Source organism: Amycolatopsis sp. NPDC003676, from assembly GCF_053587275.1.
On record NZ_JBSFNS010000058.1, the window covers coordinates 1 to 22394 of the forward strand.

Annotated in this window: 18 protein-coding genes; 4 read left to right on the forward strand and 14 right to left on the reverse strand. The window is 69.0% G+C overall.

Annotation, left to right across the window (positions count from 1 at the left end; all coding sequences use genetic code 11):
* Window positions 1–336 precede the first annotated feature (336 nt).
* From ACWDNU_RS28120 to topA, 3 genes are all read right to left on the reverse strand, one after another.
* Window positions 337–1185: an ESX secretion-associated protein EspG gene (locus ACWDNU_RS28120; protein ID WP_354748312.1), complete on the reverse strand. Its 849-nt coding sequence runs from the start codon at window positions 1183–1185 to the stop codon at window positions 337–339.
* Between the two features lie 63 nt (window positions 1186–1248).
* Window positions 1249–2397 (reverse strand): MFS transporter, encoded by a 1149-nt coding sequence (locus tag ACWDNU_RS28125; RefSeq protein WP_449671102.1) that lies wholly within the window; start codon window positions 2395–2397, stop codon window positions 1249–1251.
* A gap of 61 nt (window positions 2398–2458) precedes the next feature.
* Entirely contained in the window at window positions 2459–5338 is a 2880-nt protein-coding gene (topA, locus tag ACWDNU_RS28130; RefSeq protein ID WP_449671103.1) for a type I DNA topoisomerase, read from the reverse strand.
* 306 nt (window positions 5339–5644) lie between these two features.
* On the opposite strand from topA, the gene ACWDNU_RS28135 reads away from it, so the two are divergent.
* Window positions 5645–6460 (forward strand): S1 family peptidase, encoded by an 816-nt coding sequence (locus tag ACWDNU_RS28135; RefSeq protein ID WP_449671104.1) that lies wholly within the window; start codon window positions 5645–5647, stop codon window positions 6458–6460.
* 67 nt (window positions 6461–6527) lie between these two features.
* Here the strand turns inward: ACWDNU_RS28135 and ACWDNU_RS28140 are convergent, their stop codons facing one another.
* Entirely contained in the window at window positions 6528–7229 is a 702-nt protein-coding gene (locus ACWDNU_RS28140) for a hypothetical protein (protein ID WP_449671105.1), read from the reverse strand.
* 117 nt (window positions 7230–7346) lie between these two features.
* Here ACWDNU_RS28140 and ACWDNU_RS28145 point away from each other — a divergent pair, with 117 nt between their 5' ends.
* Complete coding sequence (locus ACWDNU_RS28145) at window positions 7347–8114, forward strand: nucleotidyltransferase domain-containing protein (protein ID WP_449671106.1); 768 nt, start codon at window positions 7347–7349, stop codon at window positions 8112–8114.
* Here ACWDNU_RS28145 and ACWDNU_RS28150 read toward each other — a convergent pair.
* Window positions 8081–8665, reverse strand: a complete 585-nt coding sequence (locus ACWDNU_RS28150) for a hypothetical protein (RefSeq protein WP_449671107.1) — start codon at window positions 8663–8665, stop codon at window positions 8081–8083. The two genes, ACWDNU_RS28145 and ACWDNU_RS28150, sit on opposite strands and share 34 nt — an antisense overlap.
* A 137-nt stretch (window positions 8666–8802) precedes the next feature.
* Window positions 8803–11064 (reverse strand): sodium-translocating pyrophosphatase, encoded by a 2262-nt coding sequence (locus ACWDNU_RS28155; protein WP_370933568.1) that lies wholly within the window; start codon window positions 11062–11064, stop codon window positions 8803–8805.
* 276 nt (window positions 11065–11340) lie between these two features.
* Between ACWDNU_RS28155 and ACWDNU_RS28160 the strand changes: the two genes are divergently transcribed.
* On the forward strand, window positions 11341–14169 hold the full coding sequence (locus ACWDNU_RS28160; RefSeq protein ID WP_449671108.1) for a DEAD/DEAH box helicase: 2829 nt from the start codon (window positions 11341–11343) through the stop codon (window positions 14167–14169).
* A 46-nt stretch (window positions 14170–14215) separates the two neighbouring features.
* On the opposite strand, the gene ACWDNU_RS28165 is transcribed toward ACWDNU_RS28160, so the two are convergent.
* The 8 genes from ACWDNU_RS28165 to ssd all read right to left on the reverse strand — a co-directional run bounded on the left by ACWDNU_RS28165 (window position 14216) and on the right by ssd (window position 20368).
* Window positions 14216–14836 (reverse strand): bifunctional DNA primase/polymerase, encoded by a 621-nt coding sequence (locus ACWDNU_RS28165; RefSeq protein WP_449671109.1) that lies wholly within the window; start codon window positions 14834–14836, stop codon window positions 14216–14218.
* A gap of 944 nt (window positions 14837–15780) precedes the next feature.
* Window positions 15781–16143 carry an Rv3654c family TadE-like protein gene (locus ACWDNU_RS28170; protein ID WP_449671110.1) on the reverse strand — a complete coding sequence of 121 codons (363 nt, stop codon included), beginning with the start codon at window positions 16141–16143 and terminating at the stop codon, window positions 15781–15783.
* The gene (locus ACWDNU_RS28175) at window positions 16140–16478 is read right to left on the reverse strand and encodes a TadE family type IV pilus minor pilin (RefSeq protein WP_370933560.1); all 339 of its coding nucleotides are present in this window, start codon (window positions 16476–16478) and stop codon (window positions 16140–16142) included. Before ACWDNU_RS28175 ends, ACWDNU_RS28170 begins: the two co-directional genes overlap by 4 nt.
* Window positions 16478–16642, reverse strand: a complete 165-nt coding sequence (locus tag ACWDNU_RS28180) for a DUF4244 domain-containing protein (protein WP_449671111.1) — start codon at window positions 16640–16642, stop codon at window positions 16478–16480. Before ACWDNU_RS28180 ends, ACWDNU_RS28175 begins: the two co-directional genes overlap by 1 nt.
* Window positions 16643–16671: 29 nt before the next feature.
* Entirely contained in the window at window positions 16672–17367 is a 696-nt protein-coding gene (locus ACWDNU_RS28185; protein WP_449671112.1) for a type II secretion system F family protein, read from the reverse strand.
* The gene (locus tag ACWDNU_RS28190; protein WP_449671113.1) at window positions 17355–18116 is read right to left on the reverse strand and encodes a type II secretion system F family protein; all 762 of its coding nucleotides are present in this window, start codon (window positions 18114–18116) and stop codon (window positions 17355–17357) included. Before ACWDNU_RS28190 ends, ACWDNU_RS28185 begins: the two co-directional genes overlap by 13 nt.
* Before the next feature lie 41 nt (window positions 18117–18157).
* Window positions 18158–19309 (reverse strand): TadA family conjugal transfer-associated ATPase, encoded by a 1152-nt coding sequence (locus ACWDNU_RS28195; protein WP_449671114.1) that lies wholly within the window; start codon window positions 19307–19309, stop codon window positions 18158–18160.
* The gene (gene ssd / locus ACWDNU_RS28200; RefSeq protein ID WP_370933526.1) at window positions 19310–20368 is read right to left on the reverse strand and encodes a septum site-determining protein Ssd; all 1059 of its coding nucleotides are present in this window, start codon (window positions 20366–20368) and stop codon (window positions 19310–19312) included.
* A 690-nt stretch (window positions 20369–21058) separates the two neighbouring features.
* On the opposite strand from ssd, the gene ACWDNU_RS28205 reads away from it, so the two are divergent.
* Complete coding sequence (locus tag ACWDNU_RS28205; RefSeq protein WP_370933524.1) at window positions 21059–21880, forward strand: HAD family hydrolase; 822 nt, start codon at window positions 21059–21061, stop codon at window positions 21878–21880.
* Window positions 21881–22394 lie beyond the last annotated feature (514 nt).

The window sequence follows — 22394 nt, forward strand, 5'->3', positions numbered from 1 at the left end:
TGGGGCGCCGGGCCGAGCCGCCCCCCCCGCCGCCGCCACCTCCCCACCCACCACGCCGACTTAAAGGCGATCCCGCCGCGGCGGCGGAGCCGACGCCAAAAACACAGTTTGCCGAGCAGCCCCGCAAACCCAGCCCCGACTAACCCAGCCACGTCAACCCCAACCCAGGCCAACCCAACCCCCGCTTACCCAGCCCCGGCCAACCCAACCCCCGCTAACCCAGCCACGGCCAACCACACCCACCCCAGCCACGCCAAGGCCACGGCCACGGCCACGGCCAACCCAGCCACACCAACCCCAACCCGGCCAACCCCAGCCCTGGCTAACCCACCCCCGTCAAATACAACTCCGCACCGCCTCCACGATCCAAGCCTCCGCAGTCCCCCGAGTAGCCGGTGACCACGTCACCACCCATCCACCCCCTCCCTTCGGCGCAGCCCGGAACTGATACCTCCCCTGGTCGTTGTCCACCAGCCCGAACGCCCCATGCGGATACTCCGCCAGCACCGCATCCCGCACAGCCAGATCCACCAGCACCGTCCCCTGCCGAGGCCGGGCAACGGCGGCCCGGATGACGTCCAAGTCCCCCCAAGCCGCCCGCGGAATCAGGCCGCTGTCATCCGTCTCAATCCGCACCGCAGGGCCAGGACCAGGCGGCCGGTCCGGCAGGCCGTCGAACACCCACCCCGGCAGTGCGCTCAGCATTCCGGACCGCAGCCGCGCCCGGCGGCCCAGTTTGCTCATCACGGTGGTGAAGTCCTCGTCGCCGAAGAACCGCACCTCCCACGGCTCCTCGCTCGCCGGGAACACTCCGGTGACCACTCCCCGGATGAACCCTCCGCGCAGCACTCGGTACAACTCGACCGCCTCGGCGGTCACCTCGCCGTCGGTGGCGAGCCCGAGCGCGGCCATCCCCGCGACGAACCGCGTGTACTGCTCCACCTCCTCGGCCAGCCCGGCGCCGAGCATCGGCCCGAACGACTGCCGGACCTCCTCGGCGAGGCTCAGTCCCGAAGCCGCTCCGGCGGGCTCCTCCTCGGCCAGCACGGGCGGCACCTCGAAATGCGGGTCGTAGAACTCCATCACCGAAGGCCGCTGCGGCATCTCGGCCCGCAGCGGTCCGATGACCTCGTCGATGACGTCGAAGACGACGGGTGCTGAACTGCTCACCCCGTCATTGAACACCCTGGTACCGACAATTTCTCGAACTTTTGTTCGAGTCGACCCATCCGTGCGCCGAGCGGTCGGTCAGCGTCGCGAAACCGGATCGCCGACCCGCATCGTCGGGGCGAGGAACCCGACCGTCACCACGAGAGCGCCGACCACGGCGAGCGCCCAGTGCAGGCCGATCCCGCCGCTCAGGCCGCTGACCAGCACCGGGCCGGCCAGGAACCCGAGATACCCGCACGCCGCGACAGCAGCGATCGCCCGGCCCGGCGCGTCCGGCTGTTTGCGCCCGGCCGCGCTCCACGCGAGCGGCACGATCCCGGACACCCCGAGCCCGACCACGGCGAATCCGACCACCGCGACCGCTGGCACCGGAACCGCGACCACCAGCACGAATCCGGCGACCGTCACGGCCGTCGCGACCCGCATGAACAGCACCGCACCCACGCGTTCGACGACCCGGTCGGCCACTGTGCGCACCGCGATCATCGTGATCGAGAACGCGAAGTAGCCCAGCGACGCGACAGCCGCGCTCGCTGTGGCGACCTCCCGGAGGTAGACCGCGCTCCAGTCGTTCACCGTGCCTTCCGCGACAAAACCGCAGAACGCGATCACGCCCAACGGGATCAATGCCTTGCCGGGCAAGGCAAACGCCGCCTCGCCCTGTCCGCGGTCAGCACCCGGCAAGAACTGCGAAGCAGCGAAAATCGCGAGCACCAAGAGCACCGTGCCAGCAGCGGTGAAGTGCGCTTCGATCGGCACCCGCCAGATCTCCATCAGCGCCGCGACGCCCGAGCCAGCCAGCCCGCCGATGTTCCAGAAAGCGTGGAATCCAGCGAAAATCGGCCGACCGTAAGCCTCTTCGACGCGTGCAGCGTGCGCGTTCATCGAGACGTCCAGCAGGCTGTTGCCGACCCCGAGCACCACGAGCGCCGCGACGAACAACGGCAGGTCCGGCGCGAAGGCGACGAGCGGCAGTCCTCCGCACAACACCGCGGCCCCGCACAGCACCCCGCGCCGGCTGCCGATTTTCGTGATCAACGGTCCCGCGCCCAGCAACGCGACGACCGAACCGGCGGCGAGGCCGAACAGCCCGATCCCGAGTTCTCCGGCGCTGAGGCCGAGTTTCGCTTGCACTGCGGGCACTCGAGCCGCCCACGAAGCGAATGCCGCACCACACACCGCGAAAACCACGGAAACCGCGGCGCGAGCGCGCTGTGTCTCCCCCATCCGTCCCCCTGACACGAGAAAGGGCCACCCGGAGTTTTCCAGGTGGCCCTTCGGATCCTCGTTACTTCGACTTCGTCGCCGTACTGCTCCGCTTGGCCGGAGCCTTCTTCGCAGTGGTCGACTTCGCCGCCGCGGACTTAGTCGTGGTCGACTTGGCCGCAGCGGACTTCGCCGGAGCCTTGCGCGTCGTGGTCCGCTTCTTCGGAGCCGGACCCTTCGCGCGCTTCTCCGCCAGCAGTTCAGCTCCGCGCTCCGCGGTGAGCTCCTCGATGCTGTCGGACTTTCGCAGCGTCGCGTTGTACTCGCCGTCGGTCACGTACGGACCGAAGCGGCCGTCCTTGACCACCATCGGCTTGCCTGACACCGGGTCGTCGCCGAGTTCCTTCAGCGGCGGACGCGCGGTGGCCGACCGGCCGCGCTGCTTCGGCTCCGAATAGATCTTCAGCGCCTCTTCCAGCGTGATCGAGAACAGCTGGTCCTCGGTCTGGATCGACCGCGAGTCCGTGCCCTTCTTCAGATACGGCCCGTAGCGCCCGTTCTGCGCGGTGATCTCGTCGCCCGACTCCGGGTCCTTGCCCACCACGCGCGGCAGCGACAGCAGCTTCAGCGCGTCGTCGAGCGTGATTGTCTCGATCGACATCGACTTGAACAGCGAGCCCGTACGCGGCTTCGGCAGCTTCGCCTTCGCGGCCTTCTTCTGCGCCGCAGTGGCGTCTTCGGGCAGCTCCGGCTCAGGCAGCAGCTCGGTGACGTACGGGCCGAAGCGGCCTTCCTTCGCCACGATCTCGTGCCCGCTGACCGGGTCGGTGCCCAGGACGCGGCCTTCCTGCGGCGTCGCGAAGAGCTTTTCCGCGATCTCCGCGGTCAGCTCGTCCGGCGGCAGGTCTTCGGGCAGGTTCGCGCGCTGCGACTCGCCGTTGACCTCGCGCTCCAGGTACGGCCCGTACCGGCCGACGCGCACCACGACCTGGTGGCCCTCGGCGTCGCTGAACATCGGGATCGAGTTGATCTCGCGCGCGTCGATGCCCTCGACACTGCCGTCGACCAGCTTCTTCAGCCCGCCGAGGCGGCCGACCGAGCCCTCGACGCCGAAGTCGCCGCCGAAGTAGAACTTCGACAGCCATTCGACGCGGTGCTCGTCGCCGCTGGCGATGCGGTCCAGCTCGTCCTCGAGACCGGCGGTGAAGTTGTAGTCCACCAGCCGTTCGAAGTGCCGCTCCAGCAAGCCGATCACCGCGAACGCGACCCACGACGGGACGAGCGCGGAGCCCTTCTTCCAGACGTAGCCGCGGTCCTGGATGGTCTTGATGATCGACGCGTACGTCGACGGGCGGCCGATGCCCAGCTCTTCCAGCTTGCTGACCAGGCTCGGCTCGGAGTAGCGCGCGGGCGGCGACGTGGAGTGGCCGTCCGCGGACAGCTCGGGCGCGGTCAGGCCCTGGTCCTTGACCAGCACCGGAAGCCGGCTCTGCTTGTCGTCGGCCTCGCCGCCGGCCTCGCTGTCGACTGCCTCGACGTACGCCTTCAGGAAGCCCGCGAAGGTGATCGTGCGGCCCGAAGAGGCGAAGGTGCACTCCTCGCCGGTCGCGGCGGTGCCGACGATGCGCACCGACATCGTGGTGCCCTTCGCGTCCGCCATCTGCGACGCGATGGTGCGCTGCCAGATCATCTCGTAGAGCCGGAACTCGTCGGTGTCCAGCTCTTTCGCGACCTGACCCGGCGTACGGAAGACCTCGCCCGACGGCCGGATCGCCTCGTGTGCTTCCTGCGCGTTCTTCACCTTGCGCGTGTACTGGCGCGGCGACGGCGAGACGTACTCCTTGCCGTACAGCTGCGTTGCCTGACTGCGCGCGGCCGTGATCGCCGACTCCGACAGCGTCGTGGAGTCGGTACGCATATAGGTGATGTAACCGTTCTCGTACAGCTTCTGCGCGACGCGCATCGTGCGCTCGGAGGTGAAGCGCAGCTTGCGGCCCGCCTCCTGCTGCAGCGTCGACGTCATGAACGGCGCGTACGGCTTCCGCGTGTACGGCTTCTCCTCGACGCTCGCGACCTTGAAGTCACGCTCGTTCAACGCCTGAGCCAGCGCCCGCGCGTCGGACTCGCCGAGCACGCGGATGTCGGCCGCGTTGCCCTTGAGCTGGCCGTTGGAGTCGAAGTCGCGACCCGTCGCGAGGCGCGAACCGTCGACCGCGACGAGCCGCGAGGGGAACGTACGCGGCGAAGCGTCCGCACCGGCGTCCATGGTCGCCGAGATGTCCCAGTACGACGCCGAGGTGAAGCGCATCCGCTCGCGCTCGCGCTCCACGACGATCCGCGTCGCCACGGACTGCACACGGCCCGCCGAGAGCTTCGGCATGACCTTCTTCCACAGCACCGGCGAGACCTCGTAGCCGTACAGGCGGTCGAGGATGCGGCGGGTTTCCTGCGCGTCGACGAGGTCGGCGTCCAGCTCACGGGTGGCCGCGGCGGCCGCCTGAATGGCCTGCTCGGTCACCTCGTGGAAGACCATCCGGCGCACCGGGACCTTGGGCTTCAAGGTCTCCAGCAGGTGCCACGCGATGGCCTCGCCCTCGCGGTCGGGGTCCGTCGCGAGGTAGAGCTCGTCGACGTCCTTCAGCAGCCCCTTCAGCTCGGTGACCTTGGACTTCTTGTCCGGGGTGACGATGTACAACGGCTTGAAGTCGTTGTCGATGTCGACCCCGAGCCGCGCCCACGACTCGCCCTTGTACTGCGCGGGGACGTCGGCGGCGCCGCGGGGCAGGTCCCGGATGTGCCCGACGGAGGACTCGACGACGTAGTTGCCGCCGAGATAGGGGGCGATCTTGCGGGCCTTGGTTGGCGACTCGACGATCACCAGCCGCCGTCGATCGGCACCGTTGCCCCCGGTACCGCTCTTCTTGGTCCGTGTTCCTGCCACGCTGCCCTGCTCTCCACTCATCTCCGCGCCGCCGCGGCGGCGCTCTCACCCCTGCACCAGAGGGGTACTGCGCCCGCGTCTCGACCTGTCAGTGTGCACGTCCCCGGTGTCCGCGCAGCGCCGAGGTGCCCTGACGAGCCGCTGGGCCCCTGCCCGTCGGATCGCCGCTGACCTCGGCGATGTTTCTCCTCCACACCTAGCACGTGATGTCGGACACGTGCCGTGCAGGGTAACCGGTCATAGCACCGATACCCTCCGTTAGACGGTGGCGGGTCCAAGTACGGCGACGGTTCACTTATTCCTCCCCCCAGCCGAAAGGAACCCACCATGATCCGCCGACTGGTTGGCACCGCGATCGCCGTCGCGGCGACATTCGCGCTGGTCACCGCCCCCGAAGCAAGCGCGGCGACCACCACGTTCACCGGTGCCGTCGCGCTGTCCAACTGCTCTGGTTCGGTCGTGAAACCGGCCGCCACGCCGATGGACGCGCCCGCGATGGTGCTGTCGAACGGGCACTGCCTCGAGGAAGGCATGCCCGATCCGGGTCAGGTGATCGTCGGCCAGGCCTCGAACCGCTCGTTCGATCTGCTGTCGCCGGACGGGCAGAGCTCGGTGGGCACCGTGACCGCGACCAAGGTCGTCTACGCGACGATGACCGACACCGACATCTCGCTGTACCAGCTGTCCGACACCTACGCCGACATCCAGCAGAAGTACAACGTGCCGCCGCTCGAACTGGTCAACAGCCATCCGCAGGCGGGCACGCCGATCGACGTGGTGTCCGGGTACTGGAAGCAGATCTACTCCTGCTCGATCGACGGCTTCGTGCACGAACTGCACGAGAACAACTGGGTCTGGAAGGACTCGATCCGCTACGTGCCGGGCTGCGCGACCATCGGCGGCACGTCGGGTTCGCCGGTCGTCGACCGCAACACCGGCAAGGTCATCGGCGTGAACAACACGTCCAACGACAACGGCGAGAGCTGCACGCTGAACAACCCGTGCGAGGTCGACGAAGCCGGCAACACGACCGTGCGGCCGAACTACAAGTACGGCCAGGAAACCTACGGCATCCCGGCCTGCCTGACCCCGGCCAACGAGATCGACCTCAACCAGCAGGGCTGCACGCTGCCGAAACCGTAAGACTTCCCCACCGGAAAGGTCCCTCGTCGCCTCGCTCGGCGATGGGGGACCTTTTTCTTTTGCGCAGCTACCCGACAGCCTCCAGTAAATACTGTGAAGGACTCTCCGCCGGAGCCCCGCGACGCGGCTCCCCCGGCGTCCGTTCGCGGCGTTCCCCGGCAGGCGGCAGCTCCGGCCAGACCGACTCCGCTCCAGCGGGCGGTTCGCCGATCAGCTCCAGCAGACCGGCCAGCTTGCGCCGCCCGGTGACCCGCACCGCGGGCTGCTCCGCCTTGGGCCCGAGCAGCCGCGCCTGGACGCCCAGCGACGCGAGCACGGTCAGCAGCTCCTCGTGCGTCCCCGGGGCCAGCGGATCGACACCCAGCAGGTAGCCGCCGGGTTCGGGACGGCCTGCCGCCAGCGCCCACATCCGCAGCATCGCTCCGCTCAGCCGGAATCCGCCGGGCACCGCCTTGCCCGAATCGTCCTCCGCCGGACCGGTGTGCCCCGGCCGCAGCCATTCTTCGGCAAACCCGAGCAGATCGACCCGGAACGACGTACGCACCTGCGGACTGCCGCATTCGGCCACCGCGACCTGCGCGTCCGCGCCCCGGCTGCGGCATTCCCGCGCCAGCACCCGAGCCCGCCACGGCTCCTCGACCAGCACCGACAGCCGCGCCGCCGTGCGGCCGAACCCGGTGATCTGCCCTTGGCAGCACAACAGCCCGGCCAGGTCTGGCAGGCCCGGGCCGGTCGCCTCCGCCGAGAACAGCGAGATCGTCCGATCCACGCCGCCGATGATAGAACACAAGTTCGATTGAACGCGAGCGTCACGCCGAGGTTTTTCTTGGGCACACAGTGTTGCCGGTACAGTAATACCGGTATATAAATACCGAGGAGGCGGGAATTGTTCGAAGTCGCCGAACGCGTCCGAGTGCGCGACAAGCTGATCGCCGCGGCTCGGCAAGATGCGGACATCGCGGGTGCGGCGCTGGTCGGATCAGCCGCGCGCGGAACCGAGGACCGATGGTCGGACATCGATCTCGTCCTCCAGCTCGCGGAGAACGCGAACGAAGCCGCGGTAGTCGCACGCTGGACTCAATCGCTCGCCGAGAAATTCGGAGTCGCCGACACTCTCGACGTGACCTCGCGCGAGGGAGTCCGCTACCGGGTCTTCCTCCTCGACTCCTCGCTCCAGGTCGATGTGTCGTTCTGGCCGCACGAGCTCTTCCGCGCCACCGAAGACGGCTTCCAGCTCGTTTTCGGTCAGGCCAACGAACCGACCAGCGCCCCGAAACCGGGCAGCGAGCAGGTGATCGGCATGGCGTGGCTGTACGCGTTGCATGCCCGCTCGGCCATCGCCCGCGGGCGGACGTGGCAGGCCGTCCTGATGCTCGACGACCTTCGCGCCCAGATCATCGCGTTGGAATGCCTGCGGCACGGCTTGAATCCTTGGCACGGACGCGAAGTCGACCAGCTGCCCGCACCAGTGCTGGAGACGTTGCGGGACGGCCGGGGGACGTCGGTCAGCTTGACCGAGCTCGAACGGTCTCGGCAGGTGCTGCTTCAGCACTATCTGGCGGCGGTCCAACACCATGATGCGGAGCGGGCCGTCGCCCTGCGGCGGGCGCTCGATCCCGATCAGCGCGGCGCGGGCGGCACCACCAATTGCTGACAGCCCGCCGCACGCTTGCCCGCCGCGGACAGGGCTGGCGTCGCGTCCAAGCCCTTGAGGACGTCGAGCCGGGAAATCTGGTCGATAGCCGACTTCGCGTCGTCCAGCGCCGCTTTCACCGCGTCGGGATTGGCGGCCGCGTCGAGTTTCCCGCGCACCTCGTCGGCCTGTTGCCGCACCGAAGTGAACTGGCCGAGCAAAGCGGTGCGCGCCGGTTCGCCGCCGGGCAGCGGCGCGGGGCCGACCCGGTGCAGTCCGGAGACGGTCTGGTCGATGCCGGTGGCGACCGAAGCCAGCAGATCACTGGACGTGCGGGTCGCCTGCGCCGACGAACTCGGGTCGATCGAGGGCAGATTCGCCAGCGCCCGAACCAGATGCGTGACCGCGCCGCAGTATCCGTCGGCCCATTTCGCGGCCGGATCGGCTTGGCTCGCCGACTCCGCGTGCCCGCCGGAGGAGACCTGCTCGGCAGGCGGCGGTTGCCCGCATCCCGTCAGCCCGATGCCGATTCCTGTTGCCAGCGCGGCTAAACCGGTCCACCGCGGCCGCACTCGCACCACTCCTGTCCCTCGAAATCCGTGTCCTCCGCACGGTACCGACCCGCCAGTAGTCCGCAACTCGCCCCGGGTGGTGGACGCGAACGGGCCCGGCACGCACAAGGCGTACCGGGCCCGAATGGAGCAACGCGTCAGGCTTTCGCCTCCGCCGGAGTCTCCGCCATGACACTGCCGCGCCGCTTGGACACGACGATCGCCGCGACGATCACCGCGACCGCGACCACCGCGATCACGATCCGCCACGTGGTGTCCGCGCCGCCGCCGAGCGTCAGCGTGACCACCGCGGGCGCGATCAGCACCGAGACCAGGTTCATGACCTTGATCAGCGGGTTGATCGCGGGACCGGCGGTGTCCTTGAACGGGTCGCCGACGGTGTCGCCGATGATCGTCGCCTCGTGCGCGTCGGAACCCTTGCCGCCGTGGTTGCCGTCCTCGACGAGCTTCTTGGCGTTGTCCCACGCGCCACCGGAGTTGGCGAGGAAGATCGCCATCAGCGTGCCGGTCGCGATCGCGCCGGCCAGATACCCGGCGAGCGCACCGGTGCCGAGGCCGAAACCGACCGCGATCGGCGCGAAAACGGCCAGCAGACCCGGCGTCGCCAGCTCCCGCAGCGAATCGCGGGTGACGATGTCGACGACCTTGCCGTACTCGGGCCGCGTGGTGCCCTCCATGATCCCGGGGATCTCGCGGAACTGGCGGCGCACCTCGTACACCACCGCACCCGCGGCACGCGAAACCGCGTTGACCGCGAGACCGGAGAAGAGGAACACCACGGCCGCGCCGACGATCACGCCGACCAGAGTCTCCGGGCTGACGATGTTCGCGACGAACGAACCCGTGCTGCCGACAGCCTTCGAGATCGCGTCCGAGTAGGACCCGAACAGCGCGGTCGCCGCGAGCACCGCGGTGGCGATCGCGATGCCCTTGGTGATGGCCTTGGTGGTGTTGCCGACCGCGTCCAACTCGGTGAGGATCTGCGCGGCCTTCTCGTCCACGTCGCCGGACATCTCGGCGATGCCCTGCGCGTTGTCCGAAACCGGGCCGAAGGTGTCCATCGCGACGATGACGCCGACGGTGGTCAGCAGGCCGGTACCGGCCAGCGCCACCGCGAACAGCGCGACGCCGCCGCCGAGCAGGAACGCGCCGAACACCGCGGCGGCGATCACCAGCGCGGTGTACACGGCGGACTCGAAACCGACCGAGATGCCGGACAGGATCACCGTCGCCGCACCGGTTTCCGACGTCTTGCCGACGTCCTTCACCGGCTTGTGCTCGGTGCCGGTGTAGTAGCCGGTGATGCGCAGGATCAGCGCGGCGAGCACGATGCCGATGATCACCGCGACCGTCGCGATCACCGCCGGGTTGCCGGTGTTGTGCGCGAAGCCCTCGCCGAAGTCGGCGAAGCTGCTCGGCAGGTAGATGAACGCGGCGACGGCCGACAGCACCGCGGAAATGACCGCGGAGATGTAGAACGAGCGGTTGATCGTGACCAGGCCGCCCTCGCCCGCGCGCGCCTTCGTGATGTAGACGCCGATCACCGCGGTGATCACGCCGATGGCGGGCACGATCAGCGGGAAGATCAGGCCGTGCGCGCCGAACGCGGAGCTGCCCAGGATCAGCGCGGCCACGAGCATCACCGCGTAGGACTCGAAGAGGTCCGCGGCCATGCCCGCGCAGTCGCCCACGTTGTCGCCGACGTTGTCCGCGATCGTCGCGGCGTTGCGCGGGTCGTCCTCGGGGATGCCCTGCTCGACCTTGCCGACCAGGTCGGCGCCGACGTCAGCGGCCTTCGTGAAGATGCCGCCGCCGACACGCATGAACATGGCGATCAGCGCCGCGCCGAAACCGAAGCCCTCCAACACCTTCGGTGCCTGGCCGGTGTAGACGAGCACCACGATCGCCGCGCCGAAAAGGCCGAGCCCGACGGTGATCATGCCGACCACGCCGCCGGTGCGGAACGCCACGCGCATCGCCTTCTCGCGGCCGCCTTCCTCGCGCGACGCGGCCGCCACCCGCAGGTTCGCCTGCGTGGCCAGCCACATGCCGAGGTAGCCGATGGTGAACGAGAACACCGCCCCGACGAGGAAGAAGATCGAGCGGCCGATCCGTTCGCTCCAGTCGTCCGCGGGGAGCGCGAACAGGAGCAGGAACACGATCACGCCGAAGATGGCGAGGGTGTTGCGCTGCCGCTTCAGGTATGCGGCCGCACCTTCCTGCACTGCCTTCGCGATGTCCTGCATCTTGGCGGTGCCCTGGCCCGCGGCCAGCACCTCCTTGAGCAGCACGTAACCGATAGCCAGTGCGACAAGGGCGACCACGGCGACCACACCGACGATGGTGTAGCCACCCCCGGTGAGCGTGATGCCGCCCTCCGCGAGGAACTGCCGGGACATTCGTCCTCCTGGGAACGCCGTCTGGCCAGCGCGGGCCCGTCGTACCCGGCGCGCCTGCACTGGCGGGGATCTGTGCCGAAGGACACGCTAGCCGTGCAAGCAATGCACGTCTCACATGACGCTCGCCACAGTGGGTGTGGATCGAGGGAGTGTATTGGTATTGATCTGCGCGTCCGCAATGCGTCCCGGTCACAGCACGTTCGGTAACCTTGTGTGATTGGTCACTGGATCGATCTCGGCCAAGTTTTGTCGGTGCCCTGTGCGAAGCTTCGGCCCGTGGTGGGAGAGCGAGGACGGAGGCTGCTGGACCGGGTCACAGCGGGGATCCCGGCGCACGAGAACCCGGTGACGCACGTGTCCCGGCTGCCGGAACGCGCGGCCCGGCACGAGCCGTGGCCGGAGTGGGCGGAGCCGGCGGTGGTGGCCGCGTTCCGCGCGGCCGGAGTGGAAAAACCGTGGCGGCACCAGGCCGAGGCGGCTTCGCTGGCGCATTCGGGCGCGCACGTCGTGGTGTCCACCGGCACCGCGTCGGGGAAGTCGCTGGCGTATCAGCTGCCGGTGCTCAGCGCGCTGACCGCGGACACCCGGGCGACCGCGCTGTACCTCTCGCCGACGAAGGCGCTCGGCGCTGATCAGCTGCGTGCGGTGTCCTCTTTGGACGTCGCCGGGGTACGCGCGGCGGCGTTCGACGGCGACACCCCGATGACAGAGCGCGACTGGGTCCGCGCGCATGCCAACTGGGTGTTCAGCAACCCCGACATGCTGCACCGCGGCATCCTCTCGGCGCACTCCCGATGGACGCAGTTCTTCCGCCGGCTGCGGTATGTCGTGGTCGACGAATGCCACAGCTATCGCGGCGTCTTCGGCTCGCACGTCGCGCTGTTGCTACGCCGCCTGCGCCGGGTGGCGGAGCACTACGGCGCTTCACCGGTGTTCGTACTGGCTTCGGCGACCACCGCTTCGCCTGCCTCTTTCGCCACACGCCTCACCGGAGTGGAGTGCTCCGCGGTCACCGACGACGCGTCTCCGCGCGGGGCGCGCACGGTCGCGCTGTGGGAGCCGCCGCTGCTCGACGAACTGACTGGCGAGAACGGCGCGCCCGTCCGCCGCCCGGCTGGCGTCGAAACCGCGCGGATTCTCACTGAGTTGGTCGTCGAAGGCGCACGATCGCTGGCTTTCGTCCGCTCCCGTCGCGGTGCCGAGCTGACCGCGCTCGGTGCGCGCCGCCTTCTGTCCGAAGTGGACCCTCGGCTGGCGGATACCGTTGCCGCTTACCGGTCCGGCTATCTCCCTGAAGAGCGTCGGGCCCTGGAACAAGCCGTGCTTTCTGGTCGCCTGCTTGGCGTCGCGACCACGAACGCCCTGGAGCTGGGCGTCGACATCGCAGGCCTGGACGCGGTGGTTTTGGCGGGCTATCCCGGCACCCTCGCGTCTTTCTGGCAGCAATCCGGCCGCGCTGGCCGTTCGGGCGATGAGGCGCTGGTGGTGTTCGTCGCGCGAGACGATCCGCTCGACACCTACCTGGTGCACCATCCGGCCGCGTTGCTGGAACGCCCGGTGGAAACGGCGGTGCTGGACCCGACGAACCCTTACGTGCTGGGCCCGCAGCTCGCGTGCGCCGTCGCGGAGTTGCCCCTCACCGAACCAGAACTGGAAACCTTCGGCGGCGACGCGGCCCGGGCAGTGCTGGCGGATCTGGCCGCGGAGAAGCTGCTGCGCCGTCGTTCCAGCGGTTGGTACTGGACTTCGCGCGACCGCCCACACGCGGACGTCGGCATCCGCGGTTCAGGCGGCGACCAGATCGCGGTAGTGGAAGCAGACTCGGGCCGAATGCTGGGCACCGTCGACCCCGGCTCGGCTTGTTACTCGGTGCACCCCGGTGCGGTGTATTTGCATCAGGGGTCGTCGTATGTCGTCGATGAACTGGACTTGGAGACAGGTCTCGCGTTGGTGCACGCGGAGGATCCGGACTGGACGACTTCGCCGCGCGAGATCGTGGACATTTCGGTGCTGTCGGCGGAAGAACAATGCCGCCACGGCGGGGTGACCGTGTGCCTGGGCGAGGTGGCGGTGACGTCGCAGGTGGTGGGGTATCTGCGGAGGCGACCGTCGGGTGAGGTGCTGGACCACACGCCGCTCGACCTGCCGGAACAGAGCCTCCACACGAGAGCGGTTTGGTACACGGTTTCGGGTGAACTGCTGGAGTCTCCGGCAGGAGTTGCGTCGCCAAGCGCGGGGAATCCCGGCCGAATCGGAGCGGGGTCAACGAGCGGCGAGGGAGTTGGAGAGCCAGCGGGGACCGGAAGTTCGCCTGACTCCTTGGAAATCGGCAAGACCGCTGCGGCACCATCGATCAGCGGCGCGGTTGGCGAACCGGTGGGGACCGGAAGCGTGTCGCCAACCTCCGCGGAGATCACCGGGACCGCCTCGGCTTCGGCGACCAGCGGTGCCGTTGGCGAACCAGTGGGGACCGGAAACGCGGAGCCAGCCGCCGCGGGAATCGGCGAGTCCGCTGCGGGGGCGGCGGCCAGCCGGGCGGCTGGAGAACCGGTGGGGACCGGGGGCGCCTCGTCGGTTGTCGGGGTAACCGGCGAAGTTTCGGGCGATCCGGCGGCTGGGCGGGGGCCCGGTGCCGGGGTCGAGATCGGTGTTGCGGTGGGACCGGTGGGGACCGGGGGTGCTGGCAGAGCACCGGGGGGCGCCGGTTTGCTTCCGGCGCGCGTCCCCGGTGCCCTGCATGCCGCCGAGCACGCGGCGATCGGCCTGCTACCGCTGTTCGCTACGTGCGACCGCTGGGACATCGGCGGGGTGTCTACCGCGTGGCACGAGGACACCGGGGAGGCGACGGTGTTCGTGCACGATGGGCATCCCGGGGGTGCGGGGTTTGCCGACCGCGGTTATGCCGCGATTGTCCCGTGGCTGGCCGCTACGCGGGAGGCGATCGTCTCCTGCGAGTGCCCGACGGGCTGCCCGTCCTGCGTCCAGTCGCCGAAGTGCGGGAACGGCAACGATCCGCTGGACAAGGCAGGGGCGGTGGCCGTACTGGGAGCCGTGCTCGGGGCGTTGCGTCAGCACGGGGAACAGTGCGGCCACGGTGGAACGTGAAGACTGTCTTCGGTTGTCGCGTGCTGCCTGCCGGGGTCGAACCGGATCAGGCGGCGGTGCTCTCGACCAGCATCGGGGCGTGCTCGTCGGCGAGGGCGCGGACCAGCACGTCCTGCACCTCGGCGGCGGGCGGCAGCTGCCAGCCGCACACCTCCGGCTTCACGCGCCAGTGCACGACACCGTGCTGGAACGGCGACGGCGGCAGCGGGATGTAGCTGTCCTTGCCGTGCCACTGCACGGAAATCTCGTCGGCGAGTTCGGCCGGCAGCTGCTCGGCGGGCGTGGTGAGGAACAGCCACCGGCCGTTCGGCATCGCGACGATCGGGGCCGGGTGCCCGATCGACCGCAGCAGCCGCGCGGCGCGCTTGCCCAACTCCTGGTCGACCTCGACCGCGTCGAGCACGGTGCCGGTCGCCACGAGCAGGCTGTGCGTGCGGTCGCTGAACCAGCTGGCGACCTCGTGGGCGTGCGAGCCGACCAGCTCACGCCAGTCGTCGCGCACCGGCACCGGCCGGCGCCAGGTCAGGTCGTCCCCCTCCGCGGTGATCTCCTCCGGGGTCGCCCCCGGAAGCACCGGCCAGCCGCGCCAGGCGAGGCCGATCGCCTCCGCACGCAGTTCGATGCGGAAGGCGTTCCGCCAGCTGTCCGGCCAATTCGCGTCCAACATTGCTTTCCTGCCTTCGAGGTCCGGTTTTCGCGCCGTCCGGGTCGGGGCCGTGGTGGCGCATGTCTCACTAAACGGCAAGTTGCACATTGCGGGGAAGACTCCGCGCGACAACCGGCCGTTACCGAGCGATGAACGCCCAGTAGCCCACTGTCCGGCCGATAACAACGAGCCGATCACCGGCCGCTGACCCCGCCGCCGGCCCCGCGAGAACAGGCCCACCACGGGATTCGACACTTTCTCGCCATTCCGCGCGCGTGCTGAGGCATCCGGTCTAGCAGTGCGCTGACCTGGGGATTTAACCGTTCGGCGTCCGCCAGCGACCGCTGCTCGTGGCGTACGCCACTCGTCGCCAGTGCCGGAAAAGTCCGGACGGGCGGGGTGATCCGGGGACTGGTCACCGGTCCGGACCCGCCGCCGATGAGCGGTTCCGGCGGGTGGCCGGAGCGCCGCTGGCCGCGGTGCGCGGGGCAGGGCGACAGGGGCACGCGGGGGGCGGGTGGCAGGTTGCAACTCCTCTCGGCTGGGGTGAGTGAGGGCGGTGCGGTGGTGGTTCGCGCGGCTGGTCGGCGGGCTGGTGGTTGGTCGCTGAGGCAGCCGCGCAACCGGGATGGTGTCGGCAAATCGGGCGAGTTCGGGGCGGATTTGCTGCCCGGCTGAGCACCAGGTTTGGTTCGAGGCCGCGGCGGCTGATGGCTGCGGCCAGCCACGGCATTGGCAGGCCAGATGCCGGACTGGCCGAGTGTTTCGCCGCCAGTCCGGAGGCGCACGCATGAGCCTGCCGACCCTGCGCCGAGGACCGCGGGGCCACCAGCCGAGGATGGCGGCCCCGAGGCCAAGCAACCACCGGCCTACTTCGAGCAGGCCTCAAGCGGTTGCTCGACTACGGAGACGTGCCCACTGGACCAGCGGATGTCCAGCCTGGCCGACCCGGAGCAGTTGGCCGGTCAAGGAGGTTCGTCTACGGGCCCAGCGCGGGCTTTGGCGGTTGGAGCGGGCAGACCGGGGATTGGGGCGGTGGTGGCGCGGACTTCGATGTAAGCGTCGCGGTTGTGCCAGCGGCAGCTGGTCATCACGGCGCGTTCGTGGTCCGCGACTTCCTGGGCGCGGGCGCAGGCGGTGGTCGGTCCGGCGGCGGCGTGGGCGGCCGCGGCCAGTGCGCCCAGGTCGGCGGCGGCTTCGGTGCGGTGGCGGGCGGTGATGGCCGTGGCTAGCCACCACACCAGGACTGTCAGGGTGATCAGGGTGGCTGCGGCTAGGGCGGTCCAGATTGTGGCGACGCCAGAGTCGGGCGAGCTTTCTTGGGTCATGAGGCCGGGCCTGGTTCGAGGATGGCGTAGGCGGTGGCGCTTAGGTGGAGGGCCGCCAATGCGTCAGTGGTTACTTCGGCGGTGAGGCCGTCGCCGGTTCGGTGGATGGTGAGGTGCGCGCCGTGCGGGGCAATGGTTTGGACCACTGCGTCGGCGGCTCCTGGTTGCCCGGACGCGGTGAGGCGGGCGGCTTCGCGGGCGGCGTCCAGGCATCGGAGGTGTCCGGCGATTGCACTGGTGCCCGCGAGCAGCAGCGCCAGCACGGCGGTCAGCGCGCCCAAGGACAGAGCGGCTTCTACCGTGACGAATCCGCCGTCCCGGCGACGGCTGGCCATCAGGTGGCCACCGTCAGGGCTTTTTGCATCAGTCCGGCCAACGCCGCGGAGACCGAGTCTCCGCTGAGAAGCACGTAGAGCGCCACGGCGAACGCTGCGGCGGCTACCGTGCCGATGGCGTATTCGGCGGTGGTGGTGCCTTCGTCTCCGGGCAGGAACCACATGGTCCGATTTCCTTTCTGTCGGGGATGGGTCACAGCAGGCCGCCGATTCGTCCGGCGAGGCCGAGTACGACCGGCAGCACGCCGAGGGCGAAGAACGCTGGCAGGAAGCACAGACCGACTGGCAGGGCCAGGGCGACTCCGGCTCGTTCGGCGCGTTCTTCGGCTTCGACGCCCAGTCCGTCGCGGATGCGGCGGGCTAGGTCGGCTGCGGTCTGGGCGAGTGCTGCCCCAGACCGTGCGGTACGGCTGGCTGCGACGGCCAACTCGGCGAAGCCTGGCCTGGTTCGGGTCGGTGCCCATGAGGGGATTGGGTCCGCGCCTAGGGCTAGCAGGTTTGCTGTTGCGTGCAGGGCATTTTCGGTGCGCGGTGGTGCGCCGGGCGCTACGGCTTCCAGGGCGGTGGGGACTGGCATTCCGGCGCGTAGGCAGGCGGCGAGCATGTCTAGGACGGATGCTGAGCGGAGTCGTTCCGTGGTGCCGTCTGGTTTTTTGGGGTGGCGGGATCGGTGCAGGAGCCACCAGGCGCCTGCACCGGCGGCTAGTCCTATGGGGATTCCGGCCACGACGGTTACGGACAGGCCTATGACGATTGCGGCGGCGGGGTGCCACAGCTCTGGTCGTGGGGCGCGGTGGGGGCGGTTGGGCTGGGCTAGGTGTCGGGGTGGGGCGGAACTGGGCCATAGCAGTAGTGCGGTGGCGGTGAGGGCGAGGCTCAGGGCGGCCATGGGGCGGCCTTGCGGTTCGTTAGGGCTCTAGACCAGGCGGTGCCTGCCCATAGCAATGCTGCTCCGGCGACCAGGAATGCTTGTCCGATAAGGGTTTCGGTGAGGACGGCCAGTGGGTTGGCTCCGATTAGCTGGCCCATGGCCAGGCAGCCGACGGGTAACACGGTCAGGACTACCGCGCTCATCCGCGGTCCGGCCATTTTCGCGTGCAGGCGGCGGGCGAAGGCGGCTTCGGCGTCGACGTCTCGGCGGGTGGCGTCTAGGGCGTCGGCGATGGGCAAGCCGTGGCGGCGGGCGAGGTTCCAGGATTGGGCGAGCGCGGGGAGCGCGGGCGAGTCGACGGTTCCGTCCAGGCGGGCGGCGGTGGAGAGGTTGTGCAGTTCCGCGGCTAGTTCGGGGACGGCGTCGGCGGCCGCTTCGGCGGCGGTTACGGGGTGAGCACCGGCGCGGAGTTCGGAGACCATCGTGCGGAGGACGGTCGAGGTGCGTTCGGCGCGGGTCAGGGTCTCGGCGGTTTCCTTTCTGCTGCGCCATTCCTGGCGGACGGCGAGCGTGAGCAGGGCGGTGGCTATCGCTGCGCCGATTCCGCCCAGTGGCAGGGCGATGACGGCTGGGGCGAGCCAGAGGGATTGGCGGGGCGGGATGGGGAGGCGTAGGTGGATGCGGGGTGCCGCGAGGAGGCGGTTGGGGGTGGTTGGCCAGCACAGGATTCCGGTGCCTGCGCAGAGGAACGGCCATGCGGAGATCAACGGGGGCACCTCGATGCTGGGGCGGTCAGATAGCGAAAGGGTTAGTCGCTGGCGGATTCGGGAGTGGTCAGGGCGGTGAAGAGGGAACGTCGGCTCGTCCAGTGGCCGTCGCGCCAGACGGGACGGGTTTTTACTTCTCCGTGGTAGCGCTGGAGTACTGCGACTTCCGTCAGGCGGCGACCCGTGGGTGTTCGGCGCATGTGGAGGATTACGCGGACTGCTGCGGCTAGTTGACTGTGCAGGGCGTCGCGTGGGAGACCGCCTAGGGCGGCCAGTGCTTCCAGGCGGGCGGGGGCTTCTGCGGGGGAGTTCGCGTGCAGGGTGCAGGCACCGCCGTCGTGGCCGGTGTTCATGGCGTTCAGCAGGGAGCACACTTCTGCGCCTCGGACTTCTCCGACGATCAGGCGGTCTGGGCGCATTCGCAGGGCTTGGCGGACCAGCTCTGGGAGTTCCACCGCGCCCGCACCTTCGACGTTGGCGGGGCGGGCGACGAGGCTTACGAACTGGGGATGGGTCGGGCGTAGTTCGCCGGCGTCTTCTACGCAGACGATTCGTTCGGTCGGGGCTACCGCGCTTAGCAGGGCGCTCAGGAGGGTCGTTTTTCCGGCACCGGTGCCTCCGGTGATGAGGAAGGCTAGGCGGTGCTTCAGGATTGCGCGGAGGATGCTCAGGGCGGTTGTGTCGATGGAACCGTGTGCTTGGAGTGCGGCCAGGTCGTGGGTCACCGGGCGCAGGACGCGCAGCGACAGGCAGGTGCCGTTGGCGGCGATGGGCGGCAGTACGGCGTGGACGCGGATTCGACCTTGGCGGGCGGGGAGCCAGCCGTCTACGTATGGCTGGGCGTCGTCTAGGCGGCGGCCTGCGGCTAGGGCCAGGCGTTGCGCTAGGCGGCGGACGGCGTCCTCGTTGGGGAAGCGGATTGTTGTGTGAGTAAGGCCATGGGGTCCGTCGGTCCATACCTCGTCGGGGGCGGTTACTAGGACGTCGGTGATGGTGTCGTCTTCCAGCAAAGGGGCCAGGGGGCCTGCGCCTACGAACTCGTCTCTGGCTTGGCGGACGGCGGCTAGCACTGCGTCGTGACTCAAGGCGCCGCCGGCTTCTGCGCGGACGGCTTCGGCTAGGGCGATGGGGTCGGTGCCTCGGCTTTCGCCTGCCAGGCGGTGGCGGACGCGTTCTACTAGGTCGGTTGTCATTTATGCCGCCTGTGCAAGGGGAAGGGGACGCAGGTCGGCCAGTACCGCGCGGGCGGCGGTGGCCAGTGCGCCCTTCGGGGGCAGGTCGAACTCGCCGGATTCCAAGGTGGTGGCTACTCGGCGTTCTGGGGGTACGGCAGCGAGCACGGGCGGGCCTAGCATGCCTGCGGTTTGTGAAGCCGTGACGCCGTCGATGGGGTGTCCACTTGCGACTATCGCGAAACGTTCAGTGTGCGGGCGGAGGTGGTTCAGGACCTGTTTCGCTGCCATGCAAGCGCGGAATTCGACGGGGACCACCAGCACGACTAGGTCGGCCGTGGAAGCGACAGTGATTGTGCCGTCGTCGAAATGGCGGGGTAGATCGCAGACGACGGTGCGGCCGGCGCGGCTTCCTGCGGCGACCACGGCGGACAAGGCTCTTGGGGTCGGGCCATCGCCGGAGCGGCCGCAGGAGAGCACGGGCAGCTTGCCGCGGCTTGGGAGTGAAGCGAGCAGGGACGGGACGGAGACTCGGCCGGACAGGCGAACTTCCGGCCAGCGCAGGCCTTTCGTGTGTTCTAGGCCCAGCGGGAGATCTAGTCCGCCGCCCAAAGGATCGCAGTCGACTAGCAGCGCGGGGCCGGTGCGGGCGGCTTCGACGGCGACTGCGGCGGCCAGTACGGAGGTGCCGGAACCGCCTCGGCCGCCGACGAAAGCTACTACTGGGCCTGGGGATTCGGCTGGGGCATCGGTGACATCGGCGAACGCGCCGGTCAGGCCCGCTTCGTCGTCGGGCAGGCTGAAGACGCGGCGTGCGCCTAGTGCGGCGGCGCGGCGCCAGGTTTCCAGGCTGGGTGTGCCTTTGCAGACGAGGACGACGCTGTCGCGTGGTGGCATTGGCGGGCTGTCAGCGGCGATGTCCTCGTCCAGCACTACAAGCGGGGCGCGCGTCCATCGTCCGCGTGCGGTGGCTAGGTCTGGTGCGTGGTCGAACTCGCAGCCGACTACGGCGGCGACGCGGCGGATCTCTTCGAAGACGGTTCCCTCGCCGGAGACGACGAGCGGTTGTGCGGTGGCCATGTGCCCCTCCCCTGGGTTTCGCGGGCCGGACTTCCACCGTCGCTCGCCACCGGAGCGGCCGGCAATGCCCGTTTTTCCGTCCTGTGGATAACCGGGGGGTTGTGGACAACCGGACGGGCGAAATCGATCCAGAACCGCCGGAGTGTCGGCCCGCTCTGGACAATGCGCGAGCCCGCGCATTCGGACGAGAAAACGATTGCCGCGGAGAACCTCCGGAAAATCAAGTGAAAAGAAGAAATTTGCCGTACTGAGACGAGTAACAGGCACAACGACAGGAGGAAACGCGGAATAGGTAAGCGCGCGGTTAATTGATCTTGCTCGCGAGGCGCGCAGTGAACGACCGTGACAGCCCAGGTCAGGGCCAGAAGCGCAGGCCGCGCAATGGTTTCGGGACAGACCTGAAAATTGTTCGCCGATGCGGAAAGGGGGAGAATAGAAGGCGGCCCTCGCCAGGGGGGAGGGACGAGGGCCGCCAGGGGTTCAGCCCCGGGGGGTCGGACTGAACCAGCCCGGTTCACGACCGGGTCCGTTCACTGTAACTCCGTTAGCTATGAGTTGGCTGTGTGAGTGACACATACGATTCGATAACGGCACCCGAGGCCGTAAGCGAGCCGATGTCATCGATTTTCCGGCCGCCGCCACGACCGGTGTGCTGCCAACAACACGGCGCGGTACGCCTATCCTGATCACGTGGCCGAACCCCGCAGCGACGAAGCACCCCGGCGCGTAGCCGCCTTCTTCGATCTCGACAAGACGATCATCGCGTCGTCCAGCGCGCTCGCGTTCAGCAAGCCGCTGCTGCGCGAGGGACTGATCAACCGTCGCGCGGCGCTGCGAAGTGCTTACGCGCAACTGGTTTTCTCGCTCGCCGGCGCGGACGCGGACAAGACCGAGCGGATGCGCGCCGAGGTTTCCGCGCTGTGCGCGGGCTGGGATGTCGCGCAGGTTTCCGCCATCGTGCGCGAAACATTGCACGACGTAGTCGATCCGCTCGTCTACGTAGAGGCGACCGACCTCATCGCGCAGCACCTCGCCGACGGCCACGACGTGATCGTGCTTTCCGCGACCGGCGAGGAGGTCGCCGCGCCCGTCGCCGAGATGCTCGGCGCGACCCGGTGCGTCGCCACTCGCATGGAGATCGTCGGCGGCCGCTACTCCGGCGAGGTCGATTTCTATTGCTACGGCGAGAACAAAGCCGTCGCCGCGAAACAGCAAGCCGCCGCCTACGGCTACGACCTCGCCGACTGCTTCGCCTACACCGATTCCAGCACCGACATCCCCCTGCTGGAGGTGGTGGGTCACCCGCACGCGGTGAACCCGGACAAGCTGCTGCGCCGCACCGCGGACGAGCACGAGTGGCCGGTCCTCGCGTTCGAACGGCCGATGTCGCTGCGCACGCGCATCCCGGCCAAGTCCGCGGGGATGGTCGCGCTCGGCGTGGGCGCGGTCGCGGCGGGCGCGACCTGGTACAGCCTGAGCCGGCGCCGCCGGTCTCGCGGCGCGGACGGCTGAGTACCCGCGTGGCGGTACCAAAACTCCGGTTTCCGCAGCTAGGTCCGTTGCTGAGGGTGGTGTTGTCACCGGATCGAGCCTCTGTACCGGTGCACCCGTACGCGCACTTGAAGTGACCGCGCTCACGGCGTAGAAAGTAGGTGCGGACGTTGATTCGGCCAGGACAGAGGTAGAAGAGAAGCCTCTGTCACCCCGGGCAACCTCCGTGCGCGGACTCCGGGTACCCACGCGCAGCACGCCGCGGGAGGCTCGTCGTCTAGGGACTGCGTACCGGGACGCCGGACGCCGAGTCCATGAAGGTACGACCAGAGTTGCACGCTTGGTCGCCCGAGATGTTCGCGCTGACTGGCGGCGCCCGTTGGCCTCGGCTGACGGGCGCCGCCAGTGTTATGTCCACGGCAGGCGCAGGTACTTCCGGAGCAAGCGCAGCGGACCGAGCCACGCTCGAAGAAATCCGCGCGCACCCGGGACCCGCGCCAGGCGCCGTCCTCCCAGGTGAACCCTCCCGTTCCTG

Excerpts from the sequence above, each read along its gene's own strand:
- ACWDNU_RS28180 (WP_449671111.1), bottom strand. The coding sequence starts at position 16,642 with ATGTGGTTCCTGCCCGGAGACGAAGGCACCACCACCGCCGAATACGCC.
- ssd (WP_370933526.1), bottom strand. The coding sequence starts at position 20,368 with ATGGCCACCGCACAACCGCTCGTCGTCTCCGGCGAGGGAACCGTCTTC.
- ACWDNU_RS28175 (WP_370933560.1), bottom strand. The coding sequence starts at position 16,478 with ATGGCCAGCCGTCGCCGGGACGGCGGATTCGTCACGGTAGAAGCCGCT.
- ACWDNU_RS28185 (WP_449671112.1), bottom strand. The coding sequence starts at position 17,367 with ATGGCCGCCCTGAGCCTCGCCCTCACCGCCACCGCACTACTGCTATGG.
- ACWDNU_RS28195 (WP_449671114.1), bottom strand. The coding sequence starts at position 19,309 with ATGACAACCGACCTAGTAGAACGCGTCCGCCACCGCCTGGCAGGCGAA.
- topA (WP_449671103.1), bottom strand. The coding sequence starts at position 5,338 with ATGAGTGGAGAGCAGGGCAGCGTGGCAGGAACACGGACCAAGAAGAGC.
- ACWDNU_RS28165 (WP_449671109.1), bottom strand. The coding sequence starts at position 14,836 with ATGTTGGACGCGAATTGGCCGGACAGCTGGCGGAACGCCTTCCGCATC.
- ACWDNU_RS28170 (WP_449671110.1), bottom strand. The coding sequence starts at position 16,143 with ATGACCCAAGAAAGCTCGCCCGACTCTGGCGTCGCCACAATCTGGACC.
- ACWDNU_RS28155 (WP_370933568.1), bottom strand. The coding sequence starts at position 11,064 with ATGTCCCGGCAGTTCCTCGCGGAGGGCGGCATCACGCTCACCGGGGGT.
- ACWDNU_RS28125 (WP_449671102.1), bottom strand. The coding sequence starts at position 2,397 with ATGGGGGAGACACAGCGCGCTCGCGCCGCGGTTTCCGTGGTTTTCGCG.
- ACWDNU_RS28135 (WP_449671104.1), top strand. The coding sequence starts at position 5,645 with ATGATCCGCCGACTGGTTGGCACCGCGATCGCCGTCGCGGCGACATTC.